This is a genomic window from Mycolicibacterium sp. XJ1819 (assembly GCF_053483675.1).
In genome coordinates this window covers 1-20,064 of record NZ_JBEFST010000034.1, presented here as the reverse complement: position 1 = coordinate 20,064, position 20,064 = coordinate 1, and the positions used below count along the sequence as shown (strand labels likewise).

Below are 20,064 nucleotides of genomic sequence, written 5' to 3'. Positions count from 1 at the left end.
TGGCGAAGCACCAGCTCGTGATCGAAACCCTTCCCGGAGGTGTCGATTCGCGCCGTGGCGAGGAATCCCACAGGCCCGGTCAGCCGTGGGACGGCCGACGCGATCGTATTCAGGCTGGGATGATCGAGCCATTGGAGATCGTCGACGGCCAACAGCACCGGAGACAACGTCGCAAGCCGTTGGACGACGAAGATGAACGCCGCAGAGACCGCACGCTGATCGGTGATCGGCCCGCCAGCGGACACCCGCAACAGCACCCGGTCGACGGCCAGTCGCTGCGGTGGCGGCAACTCCTCGAACAGTGCGTCGTCGACGTCGCTGAGCAGTGCCGCCAACGACGAATACGCGAGAACTGATTCCGCCGACGATGCACGCGACGCGAGCACCCGGAAACCGTGCTCCCGGGCGCGATCCAATGCCGCCAGCCACACCGTGGTCTTGCCGATACCGGGCTCACCCTCCAGGACCAGCGCTGAGGGCCCGGCGGGCACGCAAGCGAGGAAAGCCTCGACAGCCCGAGACTCCCCCTCGCGGACCACCCCCGTGGCCATGTGTAGATGGTGTCAGGTGACGCAGCGCCCCGCCACATTTCAGCAAACTATCGCCGGATTACCCGGGTGAGATCTCGATGGTCCTCTCCCACTTTTTGAACCGCTGCGCTACGGTGGCAGGCGTCCACACACGGGAGCGCACACCAATGCGCTGAGAGGACGGGTAGGCCCGTCGACCGTACGAACCTGACCGGGTAATGCCGGCGTAGGGAGATGATCGAGTTGACCATTTCTGTGACCACTGGCCCCATCGCGGGCAGCACGAAGATCTACCGCGACCTCGAGTGCGGCCGAGTGCCGTTCCGGCGGGTCAACCTGTCCAACGGCGAACACCTGGACCTCTACGACACCTCGGGGCCGTACACCGATCCAGACGCGACCATCGACCTCGACGAGGGGCTGCCCCCGCGTCCCGGCGTGGTGCGCGACCGCGGTACCCAACTTCAGCGCGCACGCAACGGTGAGATCACCGCCGAGATGGCTTTCATCGCTGCGCGCGAGCGGGTGCCCGCCGAACTGGTGCGCGACGAGGTCGCCCGCGGCAGGGCGGTGATCCCGGCCAACTTCAACCACCCCGAGACCGAACCAATGATCATCGGCAAGGCGTTCGCGGTGAAAGTCAATGCGAACATCGGCAACTCGGCGGTCACCAGCTCGATAGCCGAGGAAGTCGACAAGATGGTGTGGGCGACCCGGTGGGGCGCTGACACCATCATGGACCTGTCGACCGGCCGCGACATCCACATGACCCGGGAATGGATCCTGCGCAACTCGCCGGTGCCGGTCGGCACCGTGCCCATCTACCAGGCGCTGGAGAAGGTCAACGGCGACCCGACCGAACTGACGTGGGAGCTCTACCGCGACACCGTGATCGAACAGTGCGAGCAGGGTGTGGACTACATGACCGTGCACGCCGGGGTACTGCTTCGCTACGTTCCACTGACCGCAAAGCGGGTCACCGGAATCGTCAGCCGCGGCGGCTCCATCATGGCCGCATGGTGCCTCGCTCATCACCGAGAATCGTTCCTCTACACCCACTTCGAGGAGTTGTGCGGGATCCTGGCGCGTTACGACGTGACGTTCTCACTCGGTGACGGGCTGCGGCCCGGCTCGATCGCCGACGCCAACGACGCCGCCCAGTTCGCCGAACTGCGCACCCTCGGCGAGCTGACCAAGGTCGCGAAATCCCATGGCGTGCAGGTGATGATCGAGGGACCCGGCCACGTGCCGATGCACAAGATCGTCGAGAACGTGCGACTGGAAGAGGAACTGTGCGAGGAAGCGCCGTTCTACACCCTCGGGCCGCTGGCCACCGACATCGCGCCGGCCTATGACCACATCACGTCGGCGATCGGCGCGGCCGTGATCGCCCAGGCCGGCACCGCGATGCTGTGCTACGTCACGCCCAAGGAACATCTGGGGTTGCCCGACCGCAAGGATGTCAAGGACGGGGTGATCGCCTATAAGATCGCCGCCCACTCAGCGGATCTGGCCAAGGGGCATCCGCACGCGCAGGAACGCGACGACGCACTCTCGCGTGCCCGCTTCGAGTTCCGGTGGAACGACCAGTTCGCGCTGTCGCTCGATCCCGACACCGCTCGTGAGTTCCACGACGAGACGCTGCCCGCCGAACCCGCCAAGACCGCACACTTCTGCTCGATGTGCGGCCCGAAGTTCTGCTCCATGCGGATCACCCAGGATGTCCGCGACTACGCTGCCAAGCACGGCCTGGAGACCGAAGAGGACATCGACGCCGCCTTGGCTCGCGGGATGGCCGAGAAGTCCAAAGAGTTCGCCGAACAAGGCAGCCGGGTCTACCTCCCCCTCGCATGACGTATCTGCCGCTACCCAGACCCGGCGACACCCCGGTACGGGTGATGACGATCGCCGGCTCGGATTCCGGTGGCGGTGCGGGCATCCAGGCCGACATGCGCACCTTCGCGCTGCTCGGTGTGCACGGTCTGGTCGCCGTCACCGCTGTTACTGTTCAGAATTCGTTGGGGGTCAAGGGCTTTCACGAAATTCCCTTGGACATCATCGCCGATCAGATCGAGGCGGTGGCCTCCGACATCGGTGTGCAGGCCGCCAAGACCGGCATGCTGGCCTCCTCGGCGATCATCGACACGGTGGCCCAGGTCTGGCGCCGCCAGCAACTCGTCGGGACGGCGTCGCTGGTCGTCGATCCGGTGTGTGCGTCGATGCACGGCGACCCGCTGTTGCATCCCAGCGCCATCGATTCGCTGCGCAGCCAACTGTTCCCGTTGGCGACGCTGGTAACGCCCAACCTCGACGAGGTCCGGCTGCTGGTCGGCATCGAGGTCGTCGACGAAGCGTCGCAGCGTGAGGCGGCGCGTGCGCTGCACGCGCTGGGACCGAAATGGACGCTGGTCAAGGGCGGCCACCTGCGGGACTCGCCACAGAGTCTGGACCTGCTGTTCGACGGGGTCGAGTTCTACGAGTTCGACGGTCCGCGAATCGACACCGGTCACGACCACGGGGCGGGCGACACGCTGGCCGCCGCGGTTGCCAGCGCACTGGGCCACGGCTACGAAGTCCCCGACGCGGTCGCTTTCGGAAAGCGGTGGGTGACCGAATGTCTGCGTGCGGCATACCCGTTGGGTGGTGGTCACGGTCCGGTGTCGGCGCTGTTCAGGCTCGCCGAATGACGCTCGACCAGATCGGGGGAATCGCTCACGAGCCCGCCGGCTCGCCGGCCGGCGTCGCGGTGCTCACCCACGGCGCCGGCGGGAGCCGCGAGTCCACGTTGCTGGTGCGGATCTGCGATGAATGGGCGCGGCGGGGTTGGCTCGCGGTGCGCTACAACCTGCCGTATCGCCGACGCCGGCCGAAGGGGCCGCCGTCGGGTTCGTCGACCTCCGATCAGGCCGGTGTCGTCGAGGCGATCGCGACGGCCCGCACGCTGGTCGACGGACCGCTGATCGCCGGCGGACATTCCTACGGAGGGCGGATGACGTCGATGGCGGTCGCCGAGGGGGCGGCCGAAGTCGATGTGCTGACCCTGTTCTCGTATCCGCTGCATCCACCCGGCAAGCCTGAGCGCGCGCGCACCGGGCACCTGCCCGGTATCGGGGTGCCGACGGTGTTCACCCACGGCACCGCCGACCCGTTCGGATCCATCGACGAACTGCGCGCCGCCGCATCGCTCGTCGGCGGACGCAGCCAGATCGTCGAGATCACCGGGGCACGGCATGATCTGGGCTCCAAGAAGCTCGACGTACCCCGCATGGCGGTCGACGCTGCATTACTGTTGCTCGGATGACCACGCCGCCGGGCGGTCCGCCGCCGTACGAGCCGCCCCCGCCGTACGGTCAGGCGCCCGGCCAGCAGCCGTGGCACCCGTATCCGCCCCCGCCTCCGCTGCCGTACCCGGAGCCCGCATTCGGCCACTACGGTCCGCCGCCGCAACAGAAGACGAACTGGTGGGCGGTGGTATCGCTGATCTTCGGGGTGCTGGGCGGCGTGCTGATCAGCGTGGTCTGCGGCATTGTCGGGTTGACCAAGGCCCGACAGGGTCAGGGCGGTCGCGGGATGGCCATCGCCGGCCTCGTCCTGTCCGGTCTGTGGGTGTTGTTGCTCGTAGCGGGACTGATCTTCTACCTCAGCGTCGGCCGGGACACCGTCGTCGCGATGGACATCAAGGAAGGTGACTGCCTCAAGTCGATACCGGGCGGCGCCCAGGTGCTGACCGTGCAGACGGTCGGCTGCGAGGAGGTACACGCGGGCGAGGTGTTCGCGGTGCTCGTCATGCCGGACGGCGGTTTCCCCGGCCAGGCCGCGATCGACGGGTACGCCGACCGATGCAGCCCCGAGTTGGCGAGCTATTCGCCCGCGGCGATGGTCGACGATTCCGTCCAGCTCTATGTGCTCTATCCCACCGAGGACACGTGGGCCCAGGGCGACAGGGCGGTGACCTGCATCGCGACGCTGGATCCGCCTCGAGCGGGGCCGCTTCGGGGCTGACAGGCTCGCCGAGCCTTGGCGGTACCTGAGGTACCGTCTGAACATGACTTCGCAGCAGTTCGACGCGGTCATCGTCGGTGCCGGATTCGGGGGTATCGGCGCGGGCATCCAGCTCAAACGCATGGGCTATACAAACTTCGTCATCCTCGACCGCGAGGACGACCTGGGCGGCACCTGGCACGTCAACCGCTATCCGGGTCTGGCCGTCGACGTCCCGACCACCACCTATTCCTACTTCTTCGAGCCGAACCCGAACTGGTCGCGCCTGTTTTCGACGGGCGACGAGATCAAGAAGTACGCCGACGACGTCGCCGACAAGTACGACGTGCGCAGGCACATGCGGTTCAACACGACCGTCGAGAGCGCCCGATGGGACGAAGAGGCCAAGGTCTGGCGCGTCGCGCTCCGCGGTGGCGAGACCATGACCACCCGGTACCTGATCACCGCCACCGGGTTCCTGTCGCAGCCGCACGCCCCCGAGATCCCGGGCATCACCAGCTTCGCGGGCAAAATCATCCACACCACCGCCTGGGACGACGACTACGACCTGGCCGGCCGTCGAGTCGCGATCATCGGCACCGGCGCCACCGCGGTCCAGCTCATTCCCGAACTCGCCAAGACGGCCGCCGACCTCACCGTCTACCAGCGCACCCCCATCTGGGTGGTGCCAAAGGTCGACTTCCGGTTCTCCAATCGCGCGAAACGGCTCTTTGCCCGCGTCCCCTTGGCGCAGCGCGCTATTCGTGCGATCACCGACGCGCTCTACGAGTTCTTCATCTACGTCGGACTGCATCATCGACAGTTACTGTTCCGCCGGCTCAACATCGGCGCCTCGGACCTGGCCAAGCTGCACCGGTTCCTGTCGATCAGGGATCCCGAACTGCGCAAGCAACTGACCCCCGATTACGACTTCGGTTGTAAGCGCCCGACATTCTCGAACGGCTACTACCGGGTGTTCACCAAGCCGCACGTCCATCTACAGGCCGGCGGTATCGAGCGGATCGAGCCCGACGGCATCGTCGCCAACGACGGCACCAAGACCGAGATCGACACGTTGGTGCTCGCCACCGGGTTCGACCTGTGGGAGGCCAACTTCCCGGCCATCGAGGTGATCGGGCGGAACGGCCGCAACCTTGGAAAGTGGTGGCGCGACACCAGGTTCCAGGCCTACCAGGGAGTGTCGATCCCGCATTTCCCGAACTTCCTCAGCCTGGCCAGCCCGTACGCTTTCCTGGGCCTGAACTTCTTCAACACGATGGAATACCAGATGCGCCATATGGACCGACTCTTCGGCGAGCTCAAGCGGCGCGGCGCGACGACCTTCGAGGTCACCGAGGAGGCGAACGCCCGCTACCTCGACAAGATGACCGACCTCATCGGCGATTCGGTGTTCACCGTCGGCAATTGCGCGACCTCACGCTCGTACTACTTCAACCCCAGTGGAGAAGCGTCGCTGCTTCGGCCGATGCCGACCCGCACCGCCATCAAAGAGGCGTCGAACTTTCCGTTGACCGATTACCAGATTGCGTGACCAGAGGAGACTCGCCAGCTGTGTCCAATGACAATTCGCGTGCCGCCCAGTTGGTCGGCCTGGGTGTAGCGGGCATCGGGCTCGCACACTTCGTCCGCCCGCAGATGTTCGAATCCATGACCGCCCAAGCCTTTCCGGACAACATCCGGCAGCACACCTACATCAACGGCGGCATCGAGACGGCGCTTGGCCTCGGGTTGGCCACCGTCAAGACCCGCAAGCTGGCCCTCGTCGGGACCATCGGCTATCTCGCGTACTTGGCGGGTAACGCGGTGCGCAACCGGTAACGCCCGGTCAGCGTCAGGTCGACGAACTGGCGCACCGTGGCGATGCTGTCCGCCGAGTTCGTATACGCCATCAACCGACCCAGGTCGATCACCAGCGACATCGCGGCGTGGACGGCGAACCGGGCCTGGCCCGGTGTCCACTCCGGACGCACCGCGACCACCAGACCCACCCAACTCTCCACCGTGGACCGCTGCATGTTGCGCAGGATCTTCTGGTCGGACGGCGACATGTTGAGTCGCTCGGTGTAGTAGACGTAATCGAGTTCGGGCTGCGCGAAGGACCTCACCACATACGAGTCGATGACCGCGGTGAGCGCCTCCTCGGGGTCCGGCACCGCGTTCACGATCTCCGACAGTTCCGAGGAGAGGCGGTCGGCGGCGCGGCGGAAGGCCGCGGCGAGGATGTCGGCCTTCCCGGAGAAGTAGCGGTAGATGCCCGAGGCCGGCATGCCCACCGCGGCGGCGATGTCGCCCATGCTGGTGTCGCGGTAACCCTTGTTGTTGAACAGCCGCATCGACTCGTTCAGCAGCGCTTCGTATTTCGACGGTTCCGGCGCGGGGGGCGCTGCGGGAGTGCCGATGTCGTCGACCTCCGTTGCGTCGGGGAACTCCGCCCCCAGCACGGTGTCGGCGAGATCGGCCAGCAGCGCACGCACCTGAACGGCGGGAAGCTTGGCCCGGTGATCGACGACGCTGCCGACGACCGACAGCACCGCCGCCGAGAGCGTCCACCGTTGTCGTGACGTCAGATCCGGCCGCATCCGCCTCAACGGTCGCTGGATGCGGTGGTGGACGGTGCGCATCTGCGAGAACAACGACGCCTGGTCATCGCCGCGAAGGTAGCGGCCCTCCCACCGGTACAGTCCGCCGGATTCGCGGTTGAGCATCGCGGTGTCGATCAGCGCCGCGATCACCTGACGCTGCATCAGGAGCGGGTCGTCGAACTCGACGTCGTCGACGAACGCGGTGCAGTCCACCAACTGCTGGCCGAGGTTGAGCACCGCGTCGCGAAAGAGTGTGTACTTGCTGGGATAGTGCCGGTACAACGCGGCGGCCGATATCCCCACCCGCGAGGCGATGGTTTCCATGCTCACGCCGTAGAAGCCCAGCGTGCTGAACGCCTCCGCGGCCGCGCGAGCGATCTGCTCTTTACGGTCCTTCGGCCGGCGTCGCACCGCGTCGCCGGCGCCGGATCCGGCACGCCCCATGGCGTCACCTTAACGGACCAGCGGCACACATAACAGAAGAATCTTGCTGACGATCTTGTAAAAGAGGTGCCACACGATGAAGAATTACCATTAACATAGTGACGTGCTCGAGGTGTTTCGCAGGCTGCTGAGCCACAGGGTGAGCATCGGCCAGCTGATCACGGTGGCGTTGATCGTCGGCACACCGTATCTGATCGTCGGTGTGATCTGGTCGAGCACCCACACCGCGCACCTGGAGCGCATGGCAGGTCTGGACCTGGCGGTTTCCTACCTCGGGTCGATCGTGTCGTGGCCGGTGCTGTTGTTCGCCGACGTGTGTATGACCTGAACGGGGGAATCGTGGAGATGGAGAAGCGGCACCATCGTCTTGCCTACACGGGCATCGTCGCCGCCATCGTGCTCGGCATCGGTCTGTTCGCGCTGAACTTCCCGGTCTTCCTGGACGACTACGACCAGTGGGGTTTCCAGATCAACTGTGGAAAGGGCTACAGCGCGGAGTTGACGCAGGCGGCGGCGACCGTGGGGGAGACGGACTACGTCGACGAGTGTGAGAGCGCATTGCTGCTGCGCCGCTTGTGGACCATCCCCATGGTCGTGCTCGGCGGAATGGTGCTGCTGGCGGTGGCGGTCGCCGCGGCCACCACCTCCGCCCGTGAGTCGCCGGTGTCGCGGCGCGACTCCGCCTGACGAAAACCAGTCTGACAACGTTTGTTATCACGACGGTGCGCGCGGCTTTGCCGGATGATGACGCTGTGCCAACCGCCACCCTGAGCAGGTCCAAGGAGATGGCGCAGGTCGCCAAGCTCCTGACCTCCGCCGCGACGCAACCGTCGGGCCTGGTTATCGCTGGCGAGGCGGGTATCGGTAAAACCACCATCTGGCTCAAGGCCGTGGAGCGCGCGGCCGCCGAGGGCTTTCGGGTGCTGTCGGCGCGGGCGGGGCAGGCCGAGTCGGTGCTGGCGTATGCGGCCGTGGCAGACTTGCTTGCAGGTGTCGATCCGCAGATCTTCGCGGACCTGCCTGACGTGCAACGTCTGGCCATAGAGCGGATTTTGCTGCGCGCCGGCGGCGACGGTCCCGACACCGGCCAGTGGGTCGCTGCTGCGGCCTTCATGGCCGTCGTCGACGCGCTCAGCCACCAGTCGCCGGCGCTCATCGCCATCGACGACGTGCAGTGGCTTGATTCGTCGAGTCGGGCGGTCGTGCAGTTCGCCACCCGACGCCTGCGCGGACGGATCGGCGTGCTGGTCACGGTGCGCACCGATGCCGACCAGCCGTCCGCGGGTTGGATCAGTCTGAGCCGGCCCGACGGCGTCGCACTGTTCCGAGTCGCCCCGATGAGCCTGGGGGCGCTGCACAGGATGATCTCCGACCGGCTGGGGCGGTCACTGCCGCGACCCACCATGGCGCGCATCGCCGAGGCGTCGGGCGGAAATCCCTTCTACGCGCTGGAGCTGGCGCGCGCTGTGCTGTTCGACAGCGGAAACGACCTGGTGCTCCCTCCGACGTTGGCGGAGCTGGTACGCAACAGGATTCAGCGGTTCGACGAGGACACCAGGGCGGTGCTGCTCGCGGCGGCCAGCGTGACCGAACCGACCGTCGAGCTCGTCGGCGCCACCACCGGCCGATCCGTTCCCGAGGTCGTCGAGTTGCTGGAGCACGCCGAACGCGACGGCCTGGTGACGCTCGACGGAAACCGGCTGCGCTTCGCTCATCCGCTGTTGGCGCGCGGCGTTTACACCAATGCCACTGCGCCGCAGCGTCGTCGGATGCATCGCGCATTGTCCGAGGTGGAGCCACAGCCGGAACTCAAGGCGCGACATCTTGCCCTGGGCAGCGCCAGCGCCGATTCGCAGGTGCTGCAGACACTGGACGAAGCCGCCGAGGTGGCACGCGGACGCGGGGCGCCGGCCGCAGCGGCGGAACTGACCGATCTCGCCAGACGGCTGGGTGGCGACACCGCGATGCGTCGACTCCGCGCCGCGGGCGACCATTTCCAAGCCGGCGACACCGCCCGGTCGCAGGAATTGCTCGAGTCCAGTCTGACCGAGTTGACCGCGGGCCCGGCCCGAGCCGTCGCGCAACTACTTCTTGCGGGTATCGCCATATATGCCAACAGACTTCGAGATGCCAAGGCGTGCCTGCACGATGCGATCGACCACGCATTCGGGGTGGATTCGCTGCTGATTCCGGCGTTGGTGATGCTGTCGTTCGCCGAAGGGATGTCCTACTGCTGGGACGAATCCTTGAAGCGGGCGCACGAAGCTGTCCTGCTCGCCGAGGAGTCCAGCGACGGTCGGTTTCTGAGCCAAGCGCTCGCACACCAGGTGGCGATGCGGTTCATGTTCGGGGAGCCTCTCGACGAGCACAGTCTTGCGCGCGCGCTCGAATGTGAGGACTTCGCTTTCGACCAGGCCTTCCCCGCGCGTGCCAGCGGCGTCTACGCGCTCGTGCTCGCGCTCTCCGGCCGATTGGAGGACGCCGAAGAGCAGATGCTCAAGGTCCAGCGCCACTACCTCGACCGCGGCGCCGAACGCGACCTCATGGCCGTCGCGGGATACCGCGCGATGATCGCGATGTGGCACGGACGACTTTCCGATGCCGCGACGATCGCCGACGAGGCGGTCGAGCGTTCCGAACAGCTCGGCGGCAACGACGTCAACGTCATCCCGCTGTCCGTGCGGGGGGCGGTCGCGGCGCATCGAGGGCGCGTGGATGACGCGCGTCGCGATGCGGAGACGGTGATCGAATCGGCGACCCGTCTGGAGCTACCGAGCATGGCGGCGTGGCCGATCGCGACGTTGGGCTTTCTGGAGACCTCGCGCGGCGACTATGCGGCGGCGGTGAAGACCTTCGAGCCGTTGATGTTCATCTACGAGACCCGGCCGTGCACCGATCCCATCAACGGCTGGGCGATGGCCGACGCGATCGAGGCGCTGATCGGCGTCGGGCGTCTCGATGAGGCCGAGGCCCTCATCGACAAATGGGAATCCGACGGCCGGCGTCTGGATCGGGCCTGGGTGCTGGCGGCGAGCAATCGCTGCCGCGCCATCTTGCTGGCGAGCCGAGGTGACGTCACCGCCGCCATCGACGCCGCCGAGCGCGCGATGTGCCAGTGCGATCGGGTGCCCATGCCGTTCGAAACAGCGCGCACCTTGCTGGTGGCGGGTCAGTTGAACCGCCGAAAGCGGCAGAAGCAGAAGGCCGCTGACGTACTGACCGAGGCGCTGTCGAGGTTCGAAGCGCTGGGTGCGCCACTGTGGGCAGAGCGCGCCCGCACCGAGCTGGCGCGCACACACGTCACCACCACACAGAACTTGGGATTGACTCCGTCCGAGCAGCGCGTCGCCGAACTGGCCGCATCGGGAATGACCACCCGCGACATCGCGGCGAAACTGTTCATCAGCCCGAAGACCGTCGAGCACAACATCGGCCGGATCTACCGCAAGTTGGGGGTTCGCAGCCGCGCCGAACTCGGGCAGCGAATGCACCGCCTGGGGTCAGACGACTGACGATGGCGTCCCCGGGGTGAGCGCGAGCGACGGGCCCGCGCTGCCGAGGCGGCTGGGCACCTTCGACGCTGTGACCATCGGCATGGGGTCGATGATCGGCGCCGGCATCTTCGTCGCGCTGGCGCCCGCGGCGGATGCGGCGGGTGGGGCGCTGCTGATCGCGTTGGCTCTCGCAGGCTTCGTCGCCTACTGCAACGCGACCTCCTCGGCCCGGCTGGCCGCCCGCTACCCGCGATCGGGCGGCACCTACGTCTACGGCACCGAACGTCTCGGTGACTTCTGGGGATATACGGCGGGGTGGAGTTTCGTCGTCGGCAAGACCGCGTCCTGTGCGGCGATGGCGCTGACGGTCGGGTTCTACGTGTGGCCGTCTCAGGCGCACGCGGTGGCGGTGGCCGCAGTGGTGGGGCTGACCGCGGTGAACTACCTCGGCATCAAGAAGTCGGCGATGCTCACGCGGGCCATCGTGGCCGTGGTGCTGGCTGTGCTGGCCGCGGTGGTCGTCGCCGTGTTGAGATCCGGCGAGGCACACGACGCGCTGCTGGTGTGGCGCGGCGATGTCTCCGCCGCCGGTGTCGCGCAGGCCGCCGGGATCCTGTTCTTCGCGTTCGCCGGCTACGCCCGGATCGCCACGCTGGGCGAGGAGGTGCGCGAGCCGGCGCGCACCATTCCGCGCGCGATCGGGGTCGCGCTGGCGATGACGCTGGTGATCTACGGGCTGGTCGCGTTCGCCGTCCTCGCCGAATTAGGCAGCGGCGCACTGGCTTCCTCGACGGCACCCCTTGTCGATGCGGTGCGGTCGGCAGGCGCGCCCGCCCTGGTCCCGGTGGTCGGTGCGGGGGCCGCGGTGGCGGCGCTGGGTTCGCTGCTGGCCCTGATCCTCGGGGTGTCGCGGACGACGTTGGCGATGGCACGCGACGGCCATCTGCCGCGGCCGCTGGCGGCCGTGCACCCGAAATTCGGTAGCCCGCACCGCGCCGAACTGGTGGTCGGCACGATCGTGGCCGTCGTCGCGGCCACCGTGGATGTGCGTGCGGCCATCGGCTTCTCCTCCTTTGCCGTGCTGTTGTACTACGCGATCGCCAACGCGTCGGCGTGGACACTGGGCCGACGGACGATTCCCACCCTCGGGTTGGCGGGCTGTGTACTGCTGGCGGTTCTGCTCCCGTTGGCGTCGGTGCTGACGGGATCGGGCGTGGTGCTCATCGGGGCGGTGGCGTACGCGATTCACATGCGCCTGGAGCGTTGATCGTGTGTAGTCGGTTCCCGTGATTGCATTGACCTGGAAGCCCGTCGACGCGCGACCGGGCAGCGATTTCATCGTCGCCCCCGACGAACGGTTGAGCTGGGGACGCACCGTCGGCATCGGGGCGCAGCACGTGGTCGCGATGTTCGGCGCGACGTTCTTGGTGCCCGTGCTCACCGGCTTCCCGCCGACGACCACGCTGCTGTTCTCCGGGGTCGGCACGGTGTTGTTCCTGCTGATCACGGGTAATCGTCTGCCGAGCTATCTGGGTTCGAGCTTCGCGGTGATCGCGCCCGTGACCGCTGCGGTCGCCTCGCACGGCACGGGCAGCGCGCTGGGTGGGCTGGTGGCACTCGGGGGCACGCTGATCGTCATCGGCGCCGTCGTGCACCTGGTCGGCACGCGCTGGATCGACCTGACGTTGCCGCCGGTGGTCACCGGGGCGGTGGTCGCGCTGATCGGTTTCAACCTGGCACCGGCGGCCAAGTCGAACTTCGAGCAGGGCCCACTGGTCGGCCTCGTCACGCTGGTGCTGCTGGTCGCGACGCTTGCCTTCTTCCGGGGAATCATCGGACGGCTGGCGATCTTCGCCGCGGTCGCGGTGGGCTACCTGCTTGCACTGGTCCTCGGCGAGGTCGACACGTCTGCCATCTCGTCCGCGCCCTGGTTCGGCCTGCCCGAGTTCCAACCCCGACATTCACTTTGGCGGTGCTGCCGATGTTCCTGCCGGCGGTGATCGCGCTCGTCGCCGAGAACATCGGCCACGTCAAGTCGGTTGCCCAGATGACCGACACCGACTTCGACCCGGTGATGGGCCGGGCCCTGGCCGCCGACGGCCTGGCGACGACGCTGGCGGGGTTCGGTGGTGGTTCGGCCACCACCACATACGCGGAGAACATCGGCGTGATGGCCGCGACCCGCGTCTATTCGACGGCCGCCTATTGGATCGCCGCGGGCGTGGCGATCGTGCTGTCACTGTGCCCGAAGGTGGGCGCGGTGATCTCGGCTGTTCCCGCCGGCGTGCTCGGCGGTGCCACGGTGGTGCTCTACGGGCTGGTAGGTGTGCTGGGTGTGCGGATCTGGTTGACGAATCGCGTCGACTTCTCAAAGCCGATCAACCAAATGACCGCGGCGATACCGCTGATCATCGGTATCGCCGATTTCACCTGGCAGGCAGCAGGATTGACCTTCACCGGTATCGCGCTGGGTTCGATCGCCGCACTGCTGGTGTATCACGGTATGCGACTGCTGAGCTTCCGACAGATCAGCGAGCGCTCCGGTGCCGCTCACCCCGCGGCGGAACCCCGTTGACACCGTCCACCGATTCCGCGTACGTACCGACGGCGAACGCGGCGGCCGAACCCATGAGCGAGAGGGCTTGCCGGTCTACCTTGTCGACCGTGTCCCTGGCCGTGCGATAGTTCGGGTCGAACGGTACACCGGCCTGTCCACCCCAAAGGCGCGCCTGCACTTCGGTTTTGCGTTGTGATGATCCCGTGGTCAGACCGCCGACCGGAACGCCCGCCGCCAGGAACGCAGCGTAATCGGTGTACCTGGTGAGTGGCATATCGGCGGGCCGCACACCTGCGGCATTGAGGAACCCGGCCAGCGTGCGCTCGATTCCCTCGGAACCCTCGGGTATCTCGCGGAGCGGGATGTCCGGGTTGGGCTGACCGGATTGGTCACCGTCATAGGTGAAATACCCGGCATTCGACGATCCGAGCATGTCGAGGTCGAGGTAGAGCGCGATGTCGTCGAGTTGGTCGCGGCTGAGACCACGCACGTACTGTGTCGCCCCGCGCAGCCCGTTCTCCTCCGATCCCCAGAACGCGAAGCGCACGGCATTGCTGATCTCGGGTGCAGGGCCGAGTCCCGCCGCAATCTCGAGCACCGCGGCGACCCCTGAGCCGTCGTCGTTGACACCGGGAGTCGACGGCGCACTGTCCAGGTGAGCGCCGACCATGACGACGTTGCCTGTGTTCCCGGTTTTGGTCTGCGCCAGGATGTTTCGCGCCTTTTTCATCACCGGCTTGCTGTCCAGTACAAGTTTCACCGACGCCGTGGTGCGTCGCAGCGCCGTGTTGGCGTCGGATCCGATGACACCGATTGGCATGGTCAGACGGTGGTAGTACCCGGACGGGAACAGCCCGGCCGGGGCTCCGGTGGAGCGCGGCGGACTGACGACAAGCAACCCCACCGCGCCGCGATCGGCGGCCGCGTTCTGCTTGTCGACGATCGAACAACCGGTGTCGTCGACGATCGAGATCGCCCCCCGCACCGACACCGAGCCATAATCACTGCTGCGGCATCCCGCCGGTCGCTGCGGGCGCAGCGTGACGGCGTTGAGGCCGTCGGGCGGCGTGGTGACGAGAAGGGAGGCTTGGTCGACGCGATAATCCCGCCCGCCGACCGTCAGCGACGGGTCGCCGCCCTCGAGGCGATCGAGCATCTCATACTCGGGAGTTTCGACGTCAAACCCCGTGTCCCGCAGGGTTTGCGCAACATAGTCGACGCTCTGCTCGTATCCTGGGGTTCCGCTTGCCCTACTTCCGTCGTTGGCGTCGGCGATCTCCTGCAATGTGCGCAGATGCGTCATCATGCCGTCGGCGCTGACCTTGCTCACCAGGTTCTCGGCCGGGTCGGGTGCCGACGGCCCTTGCGGCGAACACGCCGTGGCCACGGCGACGACTGCTGCGACCGCGAACCACCTCATCGGGATGAAATTTGGTGCCGGACGCGGTCGTCGCGGATCGGCAAGCCGTTACGTCCGCTCTGATCCTGCGAGTAGATGCCGACGGCATACGCCGCGCAGCCGCCGTTGATTTCCAATGCGGTGCGGTCGATGTTGTCCAGCGTATCGGAGGCCTCGTGGTAGTTGGGATCAAACGGCTCGCCGGCCTCGCCGCCCCAACGTTCGGCTTGCTCGGGTGATTTCTTGGTTTCGGCGCCGGTGAACAGGCCGCCCGCGGGGACACCGGCCAGGGTGAAGCTGCTGTAATCGGATCGGCCCTCGAAGTTCACGTCTTCGGCGGGCTTTCCGGCACTGTCGAGATAGGCCACCAACGTGCGCTCGATCCCCGCCGACCCTTCGGGCACGCGCGGCGGCACCTGATTTTCGTCGGGCGGTATCGACTGATCGCCGTCGATCGTGAAGTATCCCGCGTTGGGCGAGGCGACCATGTCGAGGTTCAGATATAGCGCGATGTTCTTGAGCTCCTCGATGTCCAGGGACGCCACGTAGTCTCGGGAACCGAGCAGTCCGACCTCTTCAGCACCCCAGAATCCGAACCGCACCGCGTAGTTCACCTCCGGCGAGCTGCCCAGCTGCAGTGCGGTTTCCAGCACCGCCGCCACCCCGGAAGCGTTGTCATTGATTCCCGGCCCTTCTGGGACGCTGTCGAGATGCGCTCCGACCATCACCACGTTGTCTGTGGCTCCGGTCGCGGTTTGGGCGATGACGTTTCGCGACCGCTCGATCCGCACGCCGGCGTTGAGTTTCAACGTCGTCGGTCCCGGCGCTGCGCGAAGCCGCTCACCGGTGGCCTTCGTAACCGAGACGACGGGGATCTGCACGTCGGTGCCCGAACCGAGGGTGGCGCCCATCTCGTCGCCTTCTTCGTTGTTGGCGACGATCAGTGCCACGGCACCGCGCTCGGCCGCGGCGGCCTGCTTCTCGGAGAATTGGCAGGTGCCGCGATCCACCAACACGATGGCGCCGTCCACGGGTAGCCCGTCGTAGTCCGATGGCGTGCAGCCCGGCGAATCCTCCACGCGGGCGGGGACGAGTGGCCCCGACACCCCGCCGGGTGGGGTGCCGATGGTGAATTCCAGCGGTCTGGCGGCGATGGTCGCCTCGCCGACTGTCAGAGACGGTTTGTCGGTGAAGGGCAGGCGAACCTCGAACTCAGGGGTCTGCACATCGAAGCCCTTGTCGCGCAGCGTGTTAGCGACATAGTCGACGCTGGCGTCATAACCCGGGCTACCGAGGGAACGGTTGCCGCCGTGCGCATCGGCGATCTCTTGGAACCTTGTCAGGTGCGCCATCAGGGCGTCGCCGGTGATCTGCTTGCGCAGCGTGTCCGCGAACTCGGTGGCCGCAGCGCTCGCGCCGGCCGGCGGTGGGGGCGCAGCAACCGGCTGCGCGCGAATCTCACGTCCGCATCCGCCCACGGCGATGGCGACCGCCATCGCCACTGCGCCCATCTTCAACAACTTTTCCTGCGCCATCGCGTCCACGTTAGCGCCGAACAGCGCGGTGGCGCCCGAACACCGCGTCCCGCGGCTCCCTAGATCATCTCCTGGCAGGTGGCGCGAGCTTCTTGTCGAACGCCACACGCTTGGTCACCTTCGGCTCGCCCTGACCCGGCAGAGGGATGGTCTCGGTGATCACGACCATCACCACTCGGGCGGGCCTTTCGTCGGGGCGAACCTGCTGACGAATCACCCAGGCCGCCAGACCGGGCTGGACCTCCTTGCGCTGACTCACCCGCTCTTTGACAGCTCGCCAGTACATCCGGGGCATCGACGACTCCTCCTCCGGTCGCCATACCCGATCCTCACCGTCGCTCATGATCACGTGGACTTCGAGGCGCGTGTTCGTCCGGAGCGGCTCCGGAGCGAACATGGCCCAGTTCTGTTCGAGCCCGACGGCTTGGGCGACGGGGGCTACCGCTGGAACGATGTTGGCTTTCACCGTCGATTTCGGGAGGGAACTGATGACGCCGATCCCCAAGATTCCGATGACCAGCACGCTGATCGCGATCTCCGAGAGGCCCGACCATTTGCGGGTCGGGGGCCTCCCGGTGCGCTGTCTACCGGTCATCATCTCGGCTGTGACGGCCGGCTGTGGACGCACGGTCGCCACCCCGGCGCTCGGATACCGCGACCCCCGTTGACACACCGGCGGCGTTCACTGCCTGGCGCTTGTTGGTGTCGATCCTCACCGTGGGGCCCGACGGAGCATGCCCGTTACGCCAACGCTTGGCCGTACGCGGAGCGATGTCGCCGTTCTGTTTGGCGGCCTCGAGCGCTGCGCTGATACGTGCTGCGGTGTCCGCCGGCGGCTTAGCCGCTTCGCTGTCGTCTTGGTACTCGTCGGAAACCAGCACGCGGTCCGTGCTGCGGTGCGAAACCGGTTGCGCGGCTGGATCCCTACGTTCATCGCTGGGCGCCGGGTCGACTTCGTCGTCGACCACTTCGGCGTCTCGCCGGAGCAGTCGTGCGGTGAGTGCGGCCAGTCGTCGCTGCGCGCCTGTGGCGATGGCTTCAGCCCGCTCTGGAGGTATGAACGCGAGATACAAGATGAACATCGCGAAGGAGAAGAACCCGACTTCCAGGGTCAAGCTGATCCCGGCGTGCAGCATGACGCCGGCGGCGAGCACCCACGGCCGCCATCGTCTGTTCCAGACGAGTACGCCGATCGCGACCTCGATGATGAGCGTCCCCCACGTGAGGGCGTTCAGGATCAGGAGGTTGTCGTACAGGAAGCTCGGAAGCGGGATGATCTGGAGGTCCCGCTGCCGAAGGGCGTAGGCCACCGCAGTGCCGTTATGCCAGGTTTCGCCGGCGGTCTTCGCGATGACGGTCGAGATGTAGATGATCGAGAGCTGGATCTGCATCAGGCGAAGAGCCCACGGCCGGATTTCGCGCGCCGACCAGAAGGAGCCATCTCGTCGCCTCTGATCAAGCGACAACGCCGCTCCGCAGGGCGCCAAGGCGAGGAACAACGCTTCAAGACGAATGACGACGTCGCCGAGATTGAAAATCAGCGGGTCTCGTCTCTGGAAGGACAGAATCAGGACGAACACGATGATCGCCGCGAGCCGGCTATGCCATCCGACGGTCAAGGCGATGGCCGCGCCCAACAGGACGATCCAACCGATCAGAAGCGCTGTGTCGCTGCTGAACTCGTTGAAAATCCCCCAGGTGTATGCCTGCGGCGGGGGCTGGGGCATGATCCCCTTTGTCCCGAACGCGATGTAGAGGTCGGACGACAGTAGAAGCGTCCAGCCAATGATGAGCGCGCCGAAGGCGATACGCACGATGCCGAGCGTGTAGGCCAGCTGCGGGCCGAACCAGAAGTTCCTCCAGCCCTGCAGTGCTTCTCGGCCCATGTTCTGTGCGCCAGATTTCAAATTCATGATGTCCTCGCTCCCGACGCAGCCGATGCAAGTTTCTGATCGAACACCACTCGTTTGGTGATCTTTGGCTCACCCTGTCCTGGAAGAGGCAAGGTTTCGGTGGTCACGATCATCACCACGCGCGCAGGACGTTCGTTGGGCTTGACCTGGTTACGGATGACCCAAGACGCCAGGCCTGGCCGAAATTCCTTGCGCTTGACTATTTCTTCCTTGACTTTTCGCCAATAGATGTCCGGCATTGATTTGTCGTCTTCTGGTCGCCAGACCCGGTCCTCACCGTCCCGCATGATCACGTGGACTTCGAGTTTCGAGAAGGTCCGCGGTGGATTCGGCGCGAACATTGCCCAGTTTTGATCCAACCCGGCGCTTCGGGCGACCGGGATAAGGACTGGCGCGACAGCCTCTTTGATGAGCGACTTCGGAAGCGTACTCAACAGACTGATCGCCAGAATCCCGATGATCAAAACGCTGATCGCGGCTTCACCGAGGCTCAACCCTTTGAGGCGGGATCGCTTTGACCGCCCTCGGCCGACGTCACTGGTGTGACGTTTGTGCGATGTGGCCACTTAGAGCTCCCACCAGCCTCCGCCACCCGCAAGCGGTGGCCCACCGAAGATGACGTCAAAGATCCCGCGGACCACGTTGACAACGAAGTCGATCGACCAACTCAGCAGATCGCCGACGAAAGCGAAGAAGCGCGCGATCGGCCCCGCCGGCGGCTCGGGCGGCCCGTCGGTCGAGTCGGTCGTGCCGTCGAGGACATCACCGAGCGTGCCGTCCAAGACATCACCAAGCGTGCCATCCAGAACATCGCCCAAGGTGCCGTCCAAGACATCGCCAAGGGTCCCGTCGAGAACATCGCCAAGCGTGCCATCCAGAACATCGCCGAGCGTGCCGTCCAGAACATCACCGAGCGTGCCATCCAGAACATCACCGACAGTTCCGTCGAGGACGTCGCCAAGCGTGCCATCCAGAACATCGCCCAAGGTGCCGTCTAATACGTCACCCAACGTCCCATCAAGGACATCACCAACGGTCCCGTCCAAGACATCACCAAGCGTGCCATCCAGAACATCGCCCAAGGTGCCGTCCAAGACATCGCCAAGGGTCCCGTCGAGAACATCACCGAGCGTGCCGTCCAGAACATCACCGAGCGTGCCATCCAGAACATCACCAACGGTCCCGTCCAACACGTCACCCAAGGTGCCGTCTAATACGTCACCCAACGTCCCATCAAGGACATCACCAACAGTCCCGTCCAAGACGTCGCCGAGCGTGCCATCCAGAACATCGCCCAAGGTGCCGTCCAAGACATCGCCAAGGGTCCCGTCGAGAACATCACCAACTGTCCCGTCGAGGACGTCGCCGAGCGTGCCATCCAGAACATCACCAACGGTCCCGTCCAACACGTCACCCAAGGTGCCGTCTAATACGTCACCCAACGTCCCATCAAGGACATCACCAACGGTCCCGTCAAGAACATCGCCAAGCGTGCCATCCAGAACATCACCGACAGTTCCGTCGAGGACGTCGCCGAGCGTGCCGTCCAGAACGTCGCCCAACGTTCCGTCAAGAACATCACCCAGCGTCCCGTCGAGAACATCACCC

Annotated in this window: 18 protein-coding genes, 1 pseudogene and 1 riboswitch; of the genes and pseudogenes, 11 read left to right on the top strand and 8 right to left on the bottom strand. The window is 66.0% G+C overall.

What is annotated here, in order from left to right:
- On the bottom strand, nt 1-551 hold a 551-nt coding region (locus tag ABQE89_RS25910), incomplete at its 3' end, for an ATP-binding protein (RefSeq protein WP_448422027.1).
- 120 nt (nt 552-671) lie between these two features.
- Nucleotides 672-781: riboswitch (TPP riboswitch) on the top strand.
- On the opposite strand from ABQE89_RS25910, the gene thiC reads away from it, so the two are divergent.
- From thiC to ABQE89_RS25880, 6 genes are all read left to right on the top strand, one after another.
- Nucleotides 765-2,384 (top strand): phosphomethylpyrimidine synthase ThiC, encoded by a 1,620-nt coding sequence (thiC, locus tag ABQE89_RS25905; RefSeq protein WP_448422025.1) that lies wholly within the window; start codon nt 765-767, stop codon nt 2,382-2,384. Its footprint overlaps the riboswitch before it by 17 nt.
- Nucleotides 2,381-3,217 (top strand): bifunctional hydroxymethylpyrimidine kinase/phosphomethylpyrimidine kinase, encoded by an 837-nt coding sequence (gene thiD / locus ABQE89_RS25900; protein ID WP_448422023.1) that lies wholly within the window; start codon nt 2,381-2,383, stop codon nt 3,215-3,217. Before thiC ends, thiD begins: the two co-directional genes overlap by 4 nt.
- The gene (locus tag ABQE89_RS25895; RefSeq protein WP_448422021.1) at nt 3,214-3,831 is read left to right on the top strand and encodes an alpha/beta hydrolase family protein; all 618 of its coding nucleotides are present in this window, start codon (nt 3,214-3,216) and stop codon (nt 3,829-3,831) included. Before thiD ends, ABQE89_RS25895 begins: the two co-directional genes overlap by 4 nt.
- On the top strand, nt 3,828-4,532 hold the full coding sequence (locus ABQE89_RS25890) for a DUF4190 domain-containing protein (RefSeq protein ID WP_448422019.1): 705 nt from the start codon (nt 3,828-3,830) through the stop codon (nt 4,530-4,532). Before ABQE89_RS25895 ends, ABQE89_RS25890 begins: the two co-directional genes overlap by 4 nt.
- A 43-nt stretch (nt 4,533-4,575) precedes the next feature.
- A complete protein-coding gene (locus tag ABQE89_RS25885) occupies nt 4,576-6,063 on the top strand; it encodes a flavin-containing monooxygenase (protein WP_448422017.1) in 1,488 nt (495 codons plus the stop codon).
- A gap of 20 nt (nt 6,064-6,083) precedes the next feature.
- Nucleotides 6,084-6,350: a DoxX-related protein gene (locus ABQE89_RS25880; RefSeq protein ID WP_448422015.1), complete on the top strand. Its 267-nt coding sequence runs from the start codon at nt 6,084-6,086 to the stop codon at nt 6,348-6,350.
- Here ABQE89_RS25880 and ABQE89_RS25875 read toward each other — a convergent pair.
- Nucleotides 6,308-7,558, bottom strand: coding sequence for a TetR/AcrR family transcriptional regulator (locus tag ABQE89_RS25875; RefSeq protein WP_448422013.1), 1,251 nt, complete (start codon nt 7,556-7,558; stop codon nt 6,308-6,310). The two genes, ABQE89_RS25880 and ABQE89_RS25875, sit on opposite strands and share 43 nt — an antisense overlap.
- A 103-nt stretch (nt 7,559-7,661) precedes the next feature.
- On the opposite strand from ABQE89_RS25875, the gene ABQE89_RS25870 reads away from it, so the two are divergent.
- The 5 genes and pseudogenes from ABQE89_RS25870 (at nt 7,662) to ABQE89_RS25850 (ending at nt 13,627) form a co-directional block, all read left to right on the top strand.
- Nucleotides 7,662-7,886: a hypothetical protein gene (locus ABQE89_RS25870; protein WP_448422011.1), complete on the top strand. Its 225-nt coding sequence runs from the start codon at nt 7,662-7,664 to the stop codon at nt 7,884-7,886.
- A 17-nt stretch (nt 7,887-7,903) separates the two neighbouring features.
- Nucleotides 7,904-8,245: a hypothetical protein gene (locus ABQE89_RS25865; protein ID WP_448422029.1), complete on the top strand. Its 342-nt coding sequence runs from the start codon at nt 7,904-7,906 to the stop codon at nt 8,243-8,245.
- A gap of 65 nt (nt 8,246-8,310) precedes the next feature.
- Nucleotides 8,311-11,070, top strand: coding sequence for a helix-turn-helix transcriptional regulator (locus ABQE89_RS25860; RefSeq protein WP_448422009.1), 2,760 nt, complete (start codon nt 8,311-8,313; stop codon nt 11,068-11,070).
- A 16-nt stretch (nt 11,071-11,086) separates the two neighbouring features.
- Nucleotides 11,087-12,319, top strand: coding sequence for an APC family permease (locus ABQE89_RS25855; RefSeq protein WP_448422007.1), 1,233 nt, complete (start codon nt 11,087-11,089; stop codon nt 12,317-12,319).
- Nucleotides 12,320-12,338: 19 nt separating this feature from the next.
- Nucleotides 12,339-13,627, top strand: a pseudogene (locus tag ABQE89_RS25850) (uracil-xanthine permease family protein).
- On the opposite strand, the gene ABQE89_RS25845 reads toward ABQE89_RS25850, so the two are convergent.
- The 6 genes from ABQE89_RS25845 to ABQE89_RS25820 form a co-directional block, all read right to left on the bottom strand.
- Complete coding sequence (locus ABQE89_RS25845) at nt 13,581-15,029, bottom strand: M28 family peptidase (RefSeq protein ID WP_448422005.1); 1,449 nt, start codon at nt 15,027-15,029, stop codon at nt 13,581-13,583. The pseudogene ABQE89_RS25850 and the gene ABQE89_RS25845 overlap by 47 nt on opposite strands.
- On the bottom strand, nt 15,026-16,543 hold the full coding sequence (locus tag ABQE89_RS25840; protein WP_448422003.1) for a M28 family metallopeptidase: 1,518 nt from the start codon (nt 16,541-16,543) through the stop codon (nt 15,026-15,028). The genes ABQE89_RS25845 and ABQE89_RS25840 overlap by 4 nt, the downstream gene beginning before the upstream one ends.
- Nucleotides 16,544-16,607: 64 nt before the next feature.
- Nucleotides 16,608-17,138, bottom strand: coding sequence for a hypothetical protein (locus ABQE89_RS25835; protein WP_448422002.1), 531 nt, complete (start codon nt 17,136-17,138; stop codon nt 16,608-16,610).
- Nucleotides 17,128-18,456 carry an HTTM domain-containing protein gene (locus ABQE89_RS25830; protein WP_448422000.1) on the bottom strand — a complete coding sequence of 443 codons (1,329 nt, stop codon included), beginning with the start codon at nt 18,454-18,456 and terminating at the stop codon, nt 17,128-17,130. The genes ABQE89_RS25835 and ABQE89_RS25830 overlap by 11 nt, the downstream gene beginning before the upstream one ends.
- Nucleotides 18,453-19,022: a hypothetical protein gene (locus ABQE89_RS25825; protein WP_448421998.1), complete on the bottom strand. Its 570-nt coding sequence runs from the start codon at nt 19,020-19,022 to the stop codon at nt 18,453-18,455. Before ABQE89_RS25825 ends, ABQE89_RS25830 begins: the two co-directional genes overlap by 4 nt.
- Nucleotides 19,023-20,064: hypothetical protein (locus ABQE89_RS25820; RefSeq protein WP_448421997.1), on the bottom strand; the 1,042-nt coding region annotated here is incomplete at its 5' end.